Consider the following 15,679-nt stretch of genomic DNA (forward strand, 5'->3'; position numbering starts at 1 on the left):
CGACGGCACCGCGATGGCGAGCGTGCGTGGTCCCACGCCGAACCCCCGATCGTCACGCGGCCGTGCCATCATTGCCGTTTTTGACCGGGACCATTGACATGAGCGACACGAGCGACACGAGCACCGCGATCCGCTACGACTTCCGCAGCGATACCGTTACGCGCCCGACGCCCGCCATGCGCGCGGCCATGGCCGACGCCGAGGTCGGCGACGACGTCTTCGGCGACGATCCCACCGTCCAGCGGCTCGAGTGCCGTGCGGCCGGCATGCTCGGCAAGGAAGCGGCGCTGTTCGTACCGACGGGTACGCAATCGAACCTGATTGCGCTGATGGCGCATTGCGAGCGCGGCGACGAATATATCGTCGGCCAGGGCGCACATTGCTATCGGTGGGAAGCCGGCGGCGCGGCCGTGCTCGGCAGCATCCAGCCCCAGCCGCTGACCAGCCAGCCCGATGGCACGTTGCTGCTGGCCGATATCGAGGCCGCCGTCAAGCCCGACGATCCCCACTTTGCGCGCACCCGCCTGCTGGCGCTCGAGAACACCACGGGCGGCAAGGTGCTGCCGCAGGGGTATGTGAGCGAGGCCACCGCGCTGGCGCGCCGGCATGGCCTGGCCTGCCACCTCGACGGTGCGCGACTGTTCAATGCCGCGGTCGCATCGGGCGTGACGGCGGAAGCGCTGGCGCGGCCGTTCGATACGGTCTCGGTATGCCTGTCCAAGGGGCTGGGCGCGCCGGTCGGCTCGGTGCTGGTGGGCCCGGCCGCGTTGATCGCCAAGGGTCGGCGCCTGCGCAAGATGCTTGGCGGCGGCATGCGCCAGGCGGGCATTCTGGCCGCGGCGGGCCTGCACGCCCTCGAACATCACGTGACGCGGCTGGCCGACGACCACGCCAATGCGCGGCGGCTCGCCGAAGGCTTTGCGGCAATCCCACAGTTGAAGGTGACCATGCCGGACACCAATATCGTGTTCGTCACGATCCCGGCGGAACGGGCGCGGCAACTGGCGCAGCATGTGGCGAGCCACGGCATTGGCGTGACCTCGGCCTATGGCGCCACGCAGCAGCGCTGGGTGACGCATCTCGATGTGGATCGAACCGCCGTGGAATTCGCGGTCGAGGTGGTGACGGGCTTTTTTCTGCAGCACGGCTGACCCACGGGTGACCCACGGCTGATTTCGCGCGCCACGGCCGGCCGCGCGCGTGCCGGCCCGCTCAGCGGACGTGGCCCCACGCGGCCGCATTCCAGTACTCGGCGCCCCACGCCTGCGCCAGCGCGCGGCATCGCGCGAGCGCAACCGCCTGCCGCTCCAGATCGACCACCACCACATGGTGCGCCCACTGCGGCCTGGGTGGCGACTCGCTGGTGCGGCCATCGGTCAGCACCCAGAGCCAGCGCTGCTGCAGCGGTGCCTTGCCTGCATGCCGCGCCAGCAGCCGATCCGCGCTTGCCATGCCGAGTGCGAGCGGCGTGCCGCCGCCACCGCGGATCGGCCGGAGCCACGCTTCGTTCCACGGCCGCGCCCGCGACGGCTGCAGTCGGACCTCGGCACGTGCCGCGGCAAAGCACAGCAGCGCCGCGTCGCCGCGCGCCTGATAGACGCGCGCCAGCAACTGCGCCAGTACACCTTTGGCCAGCGCGAGTTGCTGCCCGTGCAGCATCGAAGCGGAACAGTCCAGCGCAAAACAATGGAGCACGCCGCCGCCCGCGCTAGCGCGCCGCAAGCGCAGATGCCTCTCGTGCAGCGGGTCCCGCCGCTTGGCCGCGAGGGTCCTGGGCCAGTGCACACGCGTGCCGGGCAGGAGGCCGCGCGCGTCCGGGCTGCGAGGTGCCCGCCACCGGGGTCCGCCCTGCCGGGCAAGGCTGACCGCGCGGTGGCCTAGGCTTTTTTTGGCGAGGCGCTCCCGAAGGGCTTCAGCGACTTCAATGGCTTGAGCGGCTTGACCGCGGCGATGCCGGTGACGGTACCGTCGACGATGCCGCTGTCCGTAGGAGGCGGCAGCGCGCCCCAGCGGCTTCCGTGGTCCGGGGCGCCGGTGCCGGACACGCCCGAAGCAGGCGACGCAGGCGGGGCAGCCGAGATGCCCCACCCTCCCGCCATGTCCGGCGGGCCCGATATGTCGGCCGCGTCCGCCGCGCCGGAGGTGTGGGCTGGCTCGGCGCCGCCGGCCGCATCCGCCGGCTTGTCGGTCGACCCATGCGGTGGCGTCGGTGTCCCCCCCGCCTGCCGCCGATGTTGCAACACGAGTTCCGCCACGGCATCGACATGCGCCACGGTAACGGCCGGTGCCGCCTCCCATGCCGCCAGGGCGCGCGCCGCGCGCAGCATGACGAGGTCGGCCCGCACGCCATCCACGGCAGCGGCAAGGCACAGCTCACTCACACGCGCGTGTACGGCATCGTCGAAGCCCAGCGCCGCCACGGCAGCGCGAGCACGCGCCACCCGCGCGGCCAGCACGCGCTGCGCCTCCGCAAACCCGGCCCGGAACGCCACCGGGTCGGCATCGAACGCAAGGCGCGCCCGCACGATGGCCTGGCGCGCCGCCGGATCGGCGTAGTTGCCGATGGCCAGCGCCAGCCCGAAGCGATCGAGCAATTGCGGGCGGATCTCGCCCTCTTCCGGATTCATGGTGCCCACCAGCACAAAGCGCGCTTCGTGCTGGTGCGACACACCGTCACGCTCCACCACGTTGACGCCGCTTGCCGCCACATCGAGCAGCTGGTCGACGAGCGGGTCGGGCAGCAGATTGACCTCGTCGACATACAGCACTCCTTCATGCGCGCGCGCCAGCAGTCCCGGCGCAAAGCGCACCTGTCCCGCCTGCAACGCATGACCCAGATCGAGCGTGCCGGTCAGCTGTTCCTCGCTGGCGCCGAGCGGCAGCGTGACGAAGTGGCCGTGCGGCAACAGCTCCGCCAGCGCGCGCGCCGCGGTGGACTTTGCGGTGCCGCGTGGGCCGGTCACCAGCACGCCGCCGATGCCAGGGTCGACGGCCGCCAGCAGCAATGCCTGCTGCAATCGTTCCTGGCCCACCAGCGCGCAGAACGGAAACGGATGCCGAAACGCGGACCGCACAGGAGGTTGCATCGGTAACGTCGTCATGATTGTCCTTCGAGCCGCTGTTCGTTGGCGAGCAGATGGGCTTCGATCTGCGCGCGCTGCGCGCCGGGTTCCTGCCAGAGGCCGCGTTCCATCGCCTCCAGCAGTCGTTCGCAGATACCCTGCAGCGCGCGGGGATTGTGTTGCGCCAGAAAAGCGCGCGTGGCGTCGTCGTTGACGTACGCGTCGGCAACCATTGCGTACTGGTGATCGGCCACCACGCGCGCGGTGGCATCGTAGCCGAACAGGTAGTCGACCGTCGCCGCCATCTCGAACGCGCCCTTGTAACCATGCCGCTTGACGCCATCGATCCACTTGGGATTGACCACGCGCGTGCGGATCACGCGCGCGATCTCTTCGCCGAGCGTGCGCACGCGTGGCGCCGCGGGATTGGCATGGTCGCCGTGATAGATGGCTGGCTGCGCACCGCCGAGATGGCGCACGGCGGCGACCATGCCGCCCTGGAACTGGTAGTAGTCGTTGGCGTCGAGGAGATCGTGCTCGCGATTGTCCTGGTTTTGCACCACCGCATCGATATGCGCGAGGCGCATCGCAAAGGTGTCGCGCGCATCCACGCCATCGGCCCGCTGCCCATAGGCATACCCGCCCGCGTGCAGATAGGCATGCGCCAGATCGGCGTCGTCCTGCCAGCGGCGACCATCGATCAACGCCTGCAAGCCCGTACCGTAGTCTCCCGGACGTGCGCCAAAGACGCGCCAGCCGGCACGCGCGCGCGCGGAGGCCGCATCCACGCCCTGCGCCTCCATGCGCGCGCGCTCGGCAAGCATGCGGGCGCGCACCGGATTGACGTCGGCCGCCTCGTCGAGCTCGGCCACGGCACGCACGGCCGCGTCGAACAGCGCCACCAGATTGGCAAACGCATCACGGAAGAATCCCGATACGCGCAGCGTGACGTCGATGCGCGGCCGCTCGAGCGTGGTCACCGGCAGGATCTCGAAATCCACCACGCGATGGCTGCCGGGCGCCCAGCGGGGCCGCACGCCAAGCAGCGCCATCGCCTGCGCGATATCGTCGCCGCCCGTGCGCATGGTGGCGGTGCCCCATACCGATAGACCGACCGCGTTCGGATATTCGCCGTGCTCCTGCAGATGACGCTCGATCAGTTGCTGCGCGGCACGCAGGCCGAGCGTCCATGCGGTGCGGGTCGGCACGGCGCGCGTATCCACCGCGTAGAAATTGCGACCGGTCGGCAGCACATCGGGGCGGCCGCGCGACGGCGCACCGCTTGGACCCGGCGGCACAAAGCGGCCGGCCAGACCGCGCGCAAGCTGGCGCAACTCCTCGCCGCCGCACGCATCGAGCGCGGGCACGATCTGCTGCCGCAACCGGTCCAGCACCATCGCGGTCTGCGGGCCCACCGTCTGCGGGTCCACGGACGGCGCGCCGTCCGCGAGCAGCCCGTCGATCAGGTCCAGCGCCACATGCTCCAGGCGCTCGCGCGTATCTCCATGATGCCGCCAGGGACCGCAATCGGCCTGCGCCAGCAACGCCGGCCGGGGTCCGGTCCACGGCGCCGCCCAGTCGGCGTCGAGCGGGTCGAACCCGAGCTGCAGGTCCGCCGCCAGCGCGCCCGGCAGCCCCTGACGCCCCGCCATGCCGTCGCCGACGGGAAAACGCGCGAGCGCGGCAAGCGTGTCGCGCCGCTGCGTGCCTTGCGGCGACTGCCCGAAGACATGCAGCCCGTCCCGAATCTGCGACTCCTTGAGTTCGCATAGCCACGCATCGGTACGGTTCAGCAACGCGTCTTCCTCGGCGCTGCCGGCAGGCGCCTCGAGCCCGAGTTCGCGATGCAGCTGCTGCCCGACGATCGTGTCGAGAATGGTCTTGCGCAGAAGCCTGGCACGGCGCGGATCGATGGTCAGCGCCTCGTAGTATTCGTCGACCTGACGTTCGAGATCCTGCAGCGGCCCGTAATTCTCGGCACGCGTCAGCGGCGGCATCAGGTGATCGATGATCACGGCCTGCGCGCGACGCTTGGCCTGAGCCCCTTCACCGGGATCGTTGACGATAAACGGATAGAGATGCGGCAGCGGCCCGAGGATCGCGTCTGGCCAGCATGTCTCGGCCAGCGCCACGCTCTTGCCCGGCAGCCACTCGAGATTGCCGTGCTTGCCGGCGTGCACCACCGCGTCGATGGCAAACACGTGACGCAGCCAGAAATAGAACGCCAGATAGCCGTGCGGTGGCACCAGTTCGGCATCGTGATAGCTGGCATAGGCATCGAGGCCGGTCGCGCCGTCTGGGCCCGCCCCCGGGGGCCCGTCCGTGAGCCTGTCGGCATAAGCGCGCGCGGGCTGGATGCCGACGAACACGTGACCGGTCCGCACGCCCGCGATCATGAAGCGGCCGGCGCGCACCATCGGATCGCCTTCCGGCGCGCCCCAGCGCGCCATCACGGCCTGCTGGTTGGGCGCCGGCAACTGCCGGAACCACGCCAGGTAGTCGGCCATCGCCACGCTCTGGAAGGCCGGCCGCAGTGCATGCTGATCGACATCGTTGGTAATGCCGCGCGTCAGCCCCTGCATCAGCGCCGCGCCGTCCGCCGGCAGCCCATCCACGCTGTAGCCCTGCGCGGCCAGCATGGACAGGATGCCTACCACCGAGGCCGGCGTGTCGAGCCCGACGCCGTTGCCGATACGCCCTTCGCTGGCGGGATAGTTGGCCAGCACCAGGCCGATGCGCTTCTCCGCATTGGGCAGCGTACGCAGGCGGCACCAGCGGCGCGCGAGTTCCACCACAAAGCGCACGCGTTCCGCATCGGGCCGGTAACGGACCACATCCACTTCGGTATGCGGGCAGCGATAGGCCAGCCCCTTGAAACTGACGGCGCGCGTGACGATGCGGCCATCGACCTCGGGCAACGCAATCTGCATGGCCACGTCGCGCGTCCCCAGGCCCTGACTGTCGGCCAGCCAGTCCTCGCGGTTGCCGCCGGACAGGATGACCTGCAACACCGGCGCGTCGTTGGCGATGGCGGCCTGCGTGGCATCGTCGGGGGCGCCCACCGAAAACGCGGTGGTATTGAGCACGAGCGCCACGTCGTGCGCATCGCAAAGACGCTGCAGCACCTCGCGGCACATCGGCTCCTTGAGCGAGGTCAGCGCCAGCGGCAGCGGGCACAGGCCGGCCTCCGACAGCGCGGCGCAGAGCGCATCGAAGACTTCGGTATTGCCCGCCTGCAGGTGCGCGCGATAAAACAGCACGGCCACCACCGGGGCTCCGGCCAGGCCCCTGGCTTCCCAATCGCGCTGCCAGTCCGCGGCCGTGGCCACACCCCGCGTGGGATGGTAGAGCGCAGCCTGCGGCAAGACCTGCGGTGGCAGGGCTGGCTCGCCCCGGCCCAAGGCATGATGGCCAAGGCAGCGGAAGAACTGCTCCGCATTACCGGCGCCGCCTTCGCGCAGATAGCGCCAGAGCAGATGCGTCAGCGCCGCCGGCGCATTGCCGTGGCGCGCAAGATTCTCGTCCTCGGCCAGGTCGCCGGAACACATGACCAGCAGCTGCCCGCGCGCCCGTGCGAGTTCCGGCAGGCGTTGGAGGCCGTAGGCCCAATCGCTGGCGCCGCCCAGATGGTCCACCACCACCACGCGCGCGTGCTGCAGCACTTCGTCCACGTAGAGGTCCAGCGACGCGGGCTGACGCAGGTACATCTGGTTGGCCAGCCGCACCGCCGGATAGTCGGGACCGAGCCGCGGCACCACGCTGGCGAGCAGGGCCAGCGTGGTATCGGCCGCGCTGAGGATGACGATGTCACCCGGCGTCTGCGCGATGCGCAGGACCACGGCACCGTCTTCGACAAAACCGCCCGGCCGGGTGGATAACAGATGCATGGATCTCGCGAACGGTAGCGGATTACGACCGCGGGTAAGGACAGCAGGTCAGGACAGCAGGTCAGGACAGCAGGTCCGGACAGCAGGTAAAGGCAGCGCTGTAACGACGGCGCATGACGCACGCGCGCGATCGCGCAACGGCGCTTAGCATAAAGAGAACGGCGACACCTGTCCACGCCCGGCGCGGTGCGCAGGACGATGGCATAAGGAGACGGTAACGCGGGAACCGGGCGCCGGCGGGCGCATGCCTGCCGCGCCGGCACACCTCCGCCGGGCGAGGCTCGCGCCCCCCCGCCGCGCTTGGCGCGCCTAGCGCCCGGGTCGGTCCGGGCGCGCCAGCTCGGGACCGGAATCGTCCACGCGCAGCGAAGGCATCCAGCCGTCGGTCTTGGGCGCGCGCATGACGATCCCGCCAACGTGGATGCGCTGGCCCGCGAGCGGCCGCGCCACCAATGACGGCAAGCCGCCGAGCTCCCAGGCGCTGCCATCGTCCAGATGGAGCACCGGTACCGGGAACGGCTCGTTGCCGGTGATACGGAGCAGCCCGGTCAGCTCCAGTCGGGTCCCGACAATCGGCGCCGCGCCCCCGGCAATTCCCGCAAGCAAGGTAGTGGCGACACGGCTGTGGTTCATGGATTCTTCACGCATTGGCGTAGCCCATTTATTTATTGTTGCCGGCCCGTCCGCGATGCTCGGGCCGGATGTGCGCGCAATTTTAACGGGTGCGCTTCCGCTCGGCGAATCCTGGGTCGGGCAATGGCCGCGCTAGTCGTGAATCACCACGGACAGCCGCGTACCGGCCGGTACCTTCACCGTTTCCGCATAGTTGCCCCGTACCGCCTGGCGCACGACCGGCAGGCTGGCATACGCCTGCAGCGTGGCTGGCAGCACGGATGTCAGGGTGCGCCGTGCCTCGTACAACGCGGGATCGATTTCCTGCAGCACGAAGTTGCCGTCGCTCCAGACCGGATAGCCGTAGTCCGCCGGCGTGCCATTGGCCGGCATCAGCGCCGCCGAGGTGGCGCTCCACAGCGCAAACTGGTCGTGGAAGCCCGAGGCCGGACGCACCGCGCGGATCGCATTGTCGAGCACGGCGACCGAATCGGTACTGCTGAAGTTGCCGAGCAGGTTGGCGTAAAACCCCAGGCCAAGATGGCGGTCCAGAAAGCCGCCGAACGCACCCGAGACCGAATAGCTGTCGCACACGCCGCTGTCGAACGGCCGCCAGACGGTCAGGTTGCAGTTGTACGAGCCGGCACCATAGCTCACGTAGTCGCGAAAGCGTACGTCGCGAATGGCGTTGTAGGTGGGATCGACGGCATAGCTGGCAAAGTCCTCCATCATCATCGCGGTGGCTTCCTCGAGCCACGTATCGAACATGTAGAGGCTGCCTTTCTGCACGCCGCGACGATAGAAGTTCTGCATATGCAGGCCTTCGTGCGCCATGGTCATGCGCATCTGCTGCACGCCCGCCGCGCCGCCCAGATAGAGCGTTTCCGCATCGAGGTAGAGCGAGATCGATTCGTTGCTGAGCGGTTCGCTGCCCTTGCGGAAGTTGTTGCGCGCGTAAAAATAGCCGACCAGGTCGTAGGGCCTGCCGTTATGGTCGAAATTGAGGATCACGATATCGATCGGCTGGTTGTTGCCGTCGATCAGCGTGGCAAAAGACTGCGGCCCCCACATCGGGCCGCCGACCGCCTTGAGCATATCGTAGATGCCGCCCGGGCTGGCATAGGCCGCGGCCAGCCCATCGAGCATGGTGCTGTCGATCTTGCCCGCTCCTTCCTCGCCGTTCTCCACCCAGAAGTTGACGGTGACGTGGTCCGAGGTGGTGACCTGCTTGCGCAACGTAGCGGTGCGCGCGCTGTCATCCACGTGGTACCACGTGCGCGAACTGGTCTGCACGGAGAAAGCGGGCGCGGCACTCTGCACCGAAAATGCAAGCGGCTGCTTGCTGCCGGCCAGCAACGCCCAGCCATCGCGGTTGAAATCGGCGACGCGGCGTCTGGTCGTCTCGATGTCTGGCGCCGGCGTCTGCAGCTGCAGGCTGTCCATGGCCGCCGGGAAGCGCGAACCCGAACGCGACGCCGTCAGCGCAATGGCAGGCATGACCTGCGCGGTGCCGCTCTCGTTGGTGAAGACCAGCGACACATCCTGGCCGTTGAGACCGGCGATGCTGACCGGCACCTCCACGGCGGCACTGCCGCTATTGCTGACTTCCCAGATGCCCGTACCGCTGCCGGCATAGGTATGCGCATCCACCACGGCGCAGCCGCTGCATGCGGGAATCAGCGCCGGCACCGCCGGCAGCGGTGTGGCGGGCGTGGAGGGTGAGTTGGCGGAAGTGCCCGCCGTCCCGCTCGCGGCGCCACTGTCGCCACCGCCGCCGCAGCCGGCCAGCGGCGCCGCCACGACCGCGGCCACCAGGCACGCCAGTGCCAGCCGCATGCGGCCCGCTCCGCCGATCCCGTTACCGCTGCCGCCCTGGCCTGCGACCGCATGGCGGCTTGCTCCTGCGCGGCCGAGCTGCGTGCCGCCTGCTTCCTTGCGCGAGCGCATCCCCCTTCTCCCATTCCCTGTCGGACCCTGTCCGCATGCCTCGCCCTGTGAGGCTGTACGAGGGAATAACGGCAGTCCGCGCGCGCGCCTTTACCCTACTGGCGCCGGGGGGCCTGGCGCGTGCCGCGCCGCCATGCGGCCATTGCGCCCGCGAGGAATACAAGGAGAGTAAGGACTGCCATTGCCGCAGCGTGCGGTGTCAGCGCGGTGCTGACCGGCGCCGTTGCGGCATGCGGCTCCGGCCGCGCCTCAAGCCGGATCCCGCGTATCTCGTCTTCACGCCGCCTCGCGTCTGGCGGCAGGTGTTCCGGCGGCGTGGACCTTACCCGCGCAAGCGTAGCCGGCGCACGCGCGGGCCCCACCACCGCATCGGCATAGCGATGTCCCAGCGCGCGCAGCGTGGCGGCATCGATCGCCAGCGCTCGCGACGTCCGCGCGATATGCGCCATCAACGCGGCATTGCCACAGGTATTGGCGGTGCATGCCATCCCATCGCGCCGCACGGACTCGGCATAGCGCCGCAGCAGCTGCGCGCGTTCGCTGTCGCTGAAGCGATAGCTGCCCTGCCGGTCCACTTCGAGCAGGCGCGCCAGCACGCCCTGCATGGCATGCGGGTTGGCCTGGCGAAAGAACGCCTCCATGCCGAGGTGCAGGCTGTCCGCCACGTAGACGTCGTAGGTGCGTTGCCAGAAGGCACCCGGCATCTGTTCCGGCACCGTGGCCTGAAAGCCGTAGAGGTGTTCGATCTCGCGATACATCTCGCGCGCGCCGGCATAGCCCGAGCGCTGCATCGCCGCGATCCACTTCGGGTTCCACTGGCGCGCATTGAGCTCGGTGGCCAGCCAGGTGCGCGCGTCCACGGTACTTGTCTCGCCCGGGGCGCGCAGGTTATGCAGCCACACCGGCGGCGCCCGCCCCGAGAGCGCGCGCGTGGCCGCGGCCAGGCCGCCCGCGTACTGGTAGGTGTCGTCATTGTCGAGCGCGCCATAGAGCGTGCTCGTGCGCGAGAACAGCACGGCCTGGTTGCGCGTGAGATGGGCCGCCAGCGCGTCGGGTGCGCTCTCGCCCCACCCTTCCGCCGAATAGGCGAAGTTCATGCCGTGCAGGTACAGCCGCGCGAGCGCGTCGGGCGCACCCTGCCGGTCGCGGCTCTGTTCCACCATCTGCTGCACGCCGATCGCATAATTGCCCGGCTTTGCCGCAAAGACACGGGCACGCGCCAGGCGCGCGGCCAGCACCGCATCGGTCCCGCCGGCCACGAGCGCTGCCGCCACATTGCGGTCATGCCGGCTGATGGCGTTGTCGCCCGCCGCCGCGGCCAGCCGCGCGGCCTTGTCGAGCAGCGCGATCTTGTCCCCGAAGCCGTCGCGATAGATGCCCGAGGTGGTCAGCAGGACGTTGACACGTGGATGCGTCAGCGCGCTGTCCGCAATCAGCCTGACGTCCTCCACCCCGCCACGCGCGTTCCATACCGGCTCCACGCCCATCAGGTACAACGCCTCGGCTTCCATCGCGCCCTGATGGCGCTCGGTCTCGCCATACCAGAGCACCATCGATACCGATTCCGGCGCGCGGCCATGTTCGCGCCGATAGCGCGCGAGCGTCTGTTCGGCCATCCGCTTGCCGAGCTCCCACGCGGCAGGGGTCGGTATCAACGCCCCGTCGAACGCATGCAGGTTGCGCCCGGTCGGCAAACTTTCCGGCGTGCGCACCGGATCGCCGAGCGGTGCGCTCGGCAGATAGCTGCCGCCAAGTACGGTAACGACACCATCGAGCTCGCGCGCCGGCGAAGCGCGCAGATCCGCGAGCCATTGCCGGCCGCTTGCCAGCGCCGCTTGCGCGGGTGCCGCGAGGCGGGCCGGCAGACCGTCGGTCGCGGGTGCGCGCGCGGCCATCAGGTCCGCGGCCCATTGCCGCAGGCGCGCGGGTCCGATCGTGCTGGCATCGCCGGTCCGGAAGCGCCCGGCCAGCATGGTGGCCAGCGCATCTTCCTGCTCGCTGGCTGGCGCCATGGTACCGAGCGCATGGATGCCGAGCGGCATGGGCTCGGCTTCCACCCGATGCAGAAAGGCATGGATGGTGGGTTCGATCGACGCCCACGGCGCATCCGCATCGATGCCGAGCTGGCGGTCGAGCGCGAGCGCGCGGATCTGCGCCAGTGCCTGGCGCCGGTATTGCTGTGCGAGTTCCGGCGCGCTGTCGCGCGTGGCTTGCTCCTGCTCGATGGCCTGGTCGAGTTGCGCCAGCGCGGGCGGCATGTCCGCATTGGCGAGCAGCGGCGACAGGTGGCTCACGAGCACGGCGGCGCTGCGGCGCCTGGCCTGAATCGCCTCGCCGCCGCCGTCCTGGATATAGACGTAGGCGTTGGGCAGATCGCCGAGCAGTACCTCGGCGCTGTCGTCGCCGGCCAGCGCCACCTGTTTGCCCGGCAACCATTCCAGCGTGCCGTGGCGCCCCACATGCACCACCGCATCGGCGCCAAAGGCATGCCGGTACCAGAGGTAGGCGGCCAGGTAAGAATGCGGCGGCGGCGTGACGGTATCGTGCGTGGTGTCCTGCGCGCGGGCGAAGGTCGAGCGCAGCGGTTGCGGCCCGACAAAGACGTTGCCAAAGCGCAGGCCGGGAATCACGAAAGCCGGCTCGCCGTGCGCATCGCGCGCCAGCATCAGCGGATTGCGTGCGGGCGGTCCCCACGCGCGCGTCACCGCGGCGCGGAAATCCGCGGGCAGTGCATCGAACCAGCGGCGGTATTGCGCCATTGGCAGCAAGGTCACGTGTCCCGCGCGCACCATCTCGTCGAGCTCGCCGGGGGCCCAGGCTTCGACGTTGCGGCCATTGGCTTCGAGCAGCCGCGTCAGCGTGGCCGTGTCCGGCAAGCTGCTGCCGGTGCGATAGCCCGCCGCGCGCAACCGTTCCAGCAGGCTGGCCAGCGACGGCAGCGTGGCCAGGTAGCTCGCGCCGATATTGCCGCGGCCGGGCGGGTTGTTGTAGTAGAGGATGGCCACATGCTTGTCCTCATTCGGTTTGTGGCGCAATGCGAGCCAGCGCTGCACGCGCGCGACGATGGCGTCGACGCGCTCCGGTACTGCGGCGCTGGCCTTGGCGCCCGCCACGTCTTCCTGCGTGGCAAACAGGATCGGCTCGGTGGCGCCGCTACGCTCGGGTGCGGTCAGCAGCAGCGGCACGCGCGCGCCGGCCAGGCCGCGCACATCGGCACGCCACGCGGCCTGGCTGTCGCGCGTGGCGATCAGGTTGATGGCATGGAGGCCGTGGGCCGCGAGCCAGTCCTTGTCCGCTGCGCGCGGAATCGTCAGATTCAGCGTCAGCAGCAATTCGAGCGGCGTGGTGCCGTCGATGGCGAGCTGCGCGTCCAGCGCGGACAGCGGCCAGCCGAATACCGGTACCACGCCGATGCCGCGTTGCTCCAGCGCGTCGACCAGGGCGTCAACATGAGCGAGATCGCGCTGGCGATAGTGGGTGGCATAGAAGGTCAGTCCGACCAGTGGTCCGCGCCGGCGCGCCGGCCCGTCGTGGTCGCCACGCGCACCGTCGTACCAGGCAAGGTACTCGCGCAGGGTCGCGAACGGCCCCGGCGCGCGCGGATGGTAGATGCCGGCCGCCGGCGCGGGCCGCAGTGCCGGCACGGTCAGCGGTGTCTCGCCACGCGCACGCTGGACCTGCGCCACCGCATACGCAAGCGACGCCGCGAGATTGTCGGCGCCGCCGGCTTCCCAGTATTGCTGCGCGGTGGCATTGCGCGCGCCGTCGAGCGTGACACCCCACGCCGCTTCCGCGGTCTGCGCGGGGCTGGCCAGCAGCAAGGCGCCCCGCGCTTGCGCGGCGCGCACGCCGGGCGCCATTTCGCGCAGCATCGCGGCGGGGACGAACCATGCCTGGATGACATCCGCGCGCGCCATGCGGGCGGCGTCCGGGGCCGCCGCGACGAGATCGAATTGCGCGGCGTCGTTACCGTGGGCGGCGCGGAAAGCGGCCTCGGCCGCGGGCAACAGATGGGTATTCGGCGTGACGACGAGAATGCGCACCGGCGCCGCGCAGGCGAGGCCGGCGCATAGCAGCAGGCACACATGGGCAAGCACGCACAGCACATGCCGCACCGCGTCCACGCTGCGGAACGTGGGGGCGTGGTGCAGGGTAGCAAGAGGGAATACGGGGGCGGTCGGCACGGGCGGTACGGACGGATCGGGGCCCGACATCGGGCCGGCAAGCGCAGCATTCTACGCGTGGGCCCCGGTCGAACGCTGCGATGTCGGACGCCTGGGCCGGTGTGGTCCGGATCGACTGCGGCGCACATGCGGCTCAAACGCGCGTTGCAGAACGGTGCCGGCCCGTACCGCGCTGTTGTTTTTGCGCAGAAGCACGATGACATGACATCGGCGCCGCCACCCTCGCCGGGGAAGCGCAGATGGCAATTAAGTCATGGCGCGGCTGGTAAAAACGACAATGATGGCAAAACCTCATCACCGCTTCCGGGGTTTCACCGATGCCTGTGGAGCCGGGTCCACAAGCCGGGCCGGAAATCTACACCGCGCTCCATCTTCCCCGCAATCATTCTTGTGGGCGACCCCACATGGCGCATGGTGACCCATCGTGTACCTTTCCCTCGATCGACTATATTGACGTTATGGCAAAAGCATTTGCATCAACAGTCGTCGTCACCTGGAGGTAACTGCCATGCGTTCGCTTGCAAACTTGTTCAGTCCACCGACGCCAGAGAAGATCGCTGAAAAGGAATTGCAAGATATGAGGCTCACGCTTTTTCAGGCGGAGCGGCGTCTGCTGGAAGCGCAAATGCAGGTCGACTATTACCGCAACATGATCGCCTTTCTCGAAGAGGTGACCACGACCGGAGTCGAAGGCGTCGCCGACCGACGCCATGCCGCGGCCGCCGCGCCCGAGGAGCTGCCGCATGTGCCGCAGCCCACCCGCGCCTCGCCCGGGCTGATCACGGTACCCATCGTCCCGTCTGCGGCCTGATCCGTGTGCGGCTGGCGCAGCCGGCTATGCGATACTCGCGGCCGTGCGCGTTTGCGCGGCCCCACCTTGAGACATGCGGGCCGGCTCGCGTCCTGACGAACTGGAACCGGCCTCATGACTGTTGCGCTACTGCCCGCGATCGAATTCGAAACCGCACCCGATCCGACCCATGCCGTGATCTGGATGCATGGCCTGGGGGCCGACGGCAGCGATTTCGCGCCGGTCGTCCCTGAACTCGGCCTGGCCGGGGCACCGCCCATCCGCTTTATCTTTCCCCATGCGCCCGCCCTGCCCGTGACCGCCAACGGCGGCTACGTCATGCCCGCGTGGTACGACATCCTCTCGTTCGATGAAGTCGGCCGCCGCGCCGACGAAGCCGGTATCCGCGCCTCGCGCCAAGCCATCCGCGCGTTGATCGCGCGCGAGAATGCGCGCGGCGTGCCCAGTGCAAACATCGTGCTGGCCGGTTTTTCGCAAGGCGGCGCAATTGCCTATACGGCCGGGCTCACGCATCCCGAGCGCCTCGCCGGCATCGTCGCACTTTCCACCTATATCCCCTCGACCGAGCTGGTCGCGCGCGACGCCTCGACCGCCAACGCCGGCCTGCCGATCCTGGCCGCGCACGGCAGCGAGGACGAGGTGGTGCCGTTGGGGCTCGGCGAGCGTGCGCGCGACTTCGTGCAAGGACGTGGTCATCCGGTGGAGTGGCATACGTATCCGATGCCGCATTCGGTGTGCCTGGAGGAAATCGCCGCCATCGGCGCCTGGCTGCGCGCCCGCTTCGCATGATTCCGCAAACCCCTCCCCCGCGCATCGACTTCAATACGCGCAAGGCGCTGCTGTTTGCGCTCACGGCCGAACGGCTGGCCGCCTATTACGAACACCGCAAATGGATGACCGATGCCCAGGGCGCCACGCTGGCGGGCATGTGGCTGTCCCGCTCCAGACTGCAACTGGCATTGCAGGAGCGGCGGCTATTGTCGGAGCTCAGCGACCAGTTCGCCCGGCAACTGGCGGAAACGCTGTCGCGTGAAGCTGGCCTGTATGCCGCGCACGAGATGATGGAAGCGCTCGACCCGAACTACCAGTCCGCCTTCGCCCACGACATGCTGGACGAATGCGAACGGCTGCTCCGCGAGAATGGGGTGACGGAGTGACCGGCTGAGCGGTCAGCCC

At 69.2% G+C, this 15,679-nt stretch carries 10 protein-coding genes; 4 read left to right on the forward strand and 6 right to left on the reverse strand.

Features of this window, described 5'->3' with window-relative positions; genetic code table 11:
* The first annotated feature begins 98 nt into the window (after window positions 1-98).
* Window positions 99-1,151 (forward strand): low-specificity L-threonine aldolase, encoded by a 1,053-nt coding sequence (gene ltaE, locus DFLDMN_RS27200; protein WP_423198851.1) that lies wholly within the window; start codon window positions 99-101, stop codon window positions 1,149-1,151.
* 61 nt (window positions 1,152-1,212) lie between these two features.
* Here ltaE and DFLDMN_RS27205 read toward each other — a convergent pair whose 3' ends face one another.
* The 6 genes from DFLDMN_RS27205 to DFLDMN_RS27230 all read right to left on the reverse strand — a co-directional run bounded on the left by DFLDMN_RS27205 (window position 1,213) and on the right by DFLDMN_RS27230 (window position 13,692).
* Window positions 1,213-1,800 (reverse strand): vWA domain-containing protein, encoded by a 588-nt coding sequence (locus DFLDMN_RS27205; RefSeq protein ID WP_423200590.1) that lies wholly within the window; start codon window positions 1,798-1,800, stop codon window positions 1,213-1,215.
* 77 nt (window positions 1,801-1,877) lie between these two features.
* On the reverse strand, window positions 1,878-3,086 hold the full coding sequence (locus tag DFLDMN_RS27210; protein ID WP_423200591.1) for an ATP-binding protein: 1,209 nt from the start codon (window positions 3,084-3,086) through the stop codon (window positions 1,878-1,880).
* Window positions 3,087-3,097: 11 nt separating this feature from the next.
* On the reverse strand, window positions 3,098-6,949 hold the full coding sequence (gene cobN / locus DFLDMN_RS27215) for a cobaltochelatase subunit CobN (RefSeq protein WP_423198852.1): 3,852 nt from the start codon (window positions 6,947-6,949) through the stop codon (window positions 3,098-3,100).
* A gap of 309 nt (window positions 6,950-7,258) precedes the next feature.
* Window positions 7,259-7,582, reverse strand: a complete 324-nt coding sequence (locus tag DFLDMN_RS27220) for a hypothetical protein (RefSeq protein ID WP_423198853.1) — start codon at window positions 7,580-7,582, stop codon at window positions 7,259-7,261.
* Window positions 7,583-7,714: 132 nt separating this feature from the next.
* On the reverse strand, window positions 7,715-9,508 hold the full coding sequence (locus tag DFLDMN_RS27225; protein WP_423198854.1) for a M30 family zinc metallopeptidase: 1,794 nt from the start codon (window positions 9,506-9,508) through the stop codon (window positions 7,715-7,717).
* A 95-nt stretch (window positions 9,509-9,603) separates the two neighbouring features.
* Window positions 9,604-13,692 (reverse strand): cobaltochelatase subunit CobN, encoded by a 4,089-nt coding sequence (locus tag DFLDMN_RS27230; protein ID WP_423198855.1) that lies wholly within the window; start codon window positions 13,690-13,692, stop codon window positions 9,604-9,606.
* Between the two features lie 508 nt (window positions 13,693-14,200).
* Between DFLDMN_RS27230 and DFLDMN_RS27235 the strand changes: the two genes are divergently transcribed.
* The 3 genes from DFLDMN_RS27235 to DFLDMN_RS27245 all read left to right on the forward strand — a co-directional run bounded on the left by DFLDMN_RS27235 (window position 14,201) and on the right by DFLDMN_RS27245 (window position 15,660).
* On the forward strand, window positions 14,201-14,503 hold the full coding sequence (locus DFLDMN_RS27235; RefSeq protein ID WP_423198856.1) for a hypothetical protein: 303 nt from the start codon (window positions 14,201-14,203) through the stop codon (window positions 14,501-14,503).
* 114 nt (window positions 14,504-14,617) lie between these two features.
* Complete coding sequence (locus DFLDMN_RS27240; RefSeq protein ID WP_423198857.1) at window positions 14,618-15,292, forward strand: alpha/beta hydrolase; 675 nt, start codon at window positions 14,618-14,620, stop codon at window positions 15,290-15,292.
* Window positions 15,289-15,660: a hypothetical protein gene (locus DFLDMN_RS27245; RefSeq protein WP_423198858.1), complete on the forward strand. Its 372-nt coding sequence runs from the start codon at window positions 15,289-15,291 to the stop codon at window positions 15,658-15,660. The genes DFLDMN_RS27240 and DFLDMN_RS27245 overlap by 4 nt, the downstream gene beginning before the upstream one ends.
* Window positions 15,661-15,679 lie beyond the last annotated feature (19 nt).

This window comes from Cupriavidus sp. H19C3 (assembly GCF_049393815.1).
Classification (GTDB): Bacteria; Pseudomonadota; Gammaproteobacteria; order Burkholderiales; family Burkholderiaceae; genus Cupriavidus.

Excerpts from the sequence above, each read along its gene's own strand:
- ltaE (WP_423198851.1), top strand. The coding sequence starts at position 99 with ATGAGCGACACGAGCGACACGAGCACCGCGATCCGCTACGACTTCCGC.
- DFLDMN_RS27210 (WP_423200591.1), bottom strand. The coding sequence starts at position 3,086 with ATGCAACCTCCTGTGCGGTCCGCGTTTCGGCATCCGTTTCCGTTCTGC.
- cobN (WP_423198852.1), bottom strand. The coding sequence starts at position 6,949 with ATGCATCTGTTATCCACCCGGCCGGGCGGTTTTGTCGAAGACGGTGCC.
- DFLDMN_RS27220 (WP_423198853.1), bottom strand. The coding sequence starts at position 7,582 with ATGAACCACAGCCGTGTCGCCACTACCTTGCTTGCGGGAATTGCCGGG.
- DFLDMN_RS27225 (WP_423198854.1), bottom strand. The coding sequence starts at position 9,508 with ATGCGCTCGCGCAAGGAAGCAGGCGGCACGCAGCTCGGCCGCGCAGGA.
- DFLDMN_RS27235 (WP_423198856.1), top strand. The coding sequence starts at position 14,201 with ATGCGTTCGCTTGCAAACTTGTTCAGTCCACCGACGCCAGAGAAGATC.
- DFLDMN_RS27240 (WP_423198857.1), top strand. The coding sequence starts at position 14,618 with ATGACTGTTGCGCTACTGCCCGCGATCGAATTCGAAACCGCACCCGAT.
- DFLDMN_RS27245 (WP_423198858.1), top strand. The coding sequence starts at position 15,289 with ATGATTCCGCAAACCCCTCCCCCGCGCATCGACTTCAATACGCGCAAG.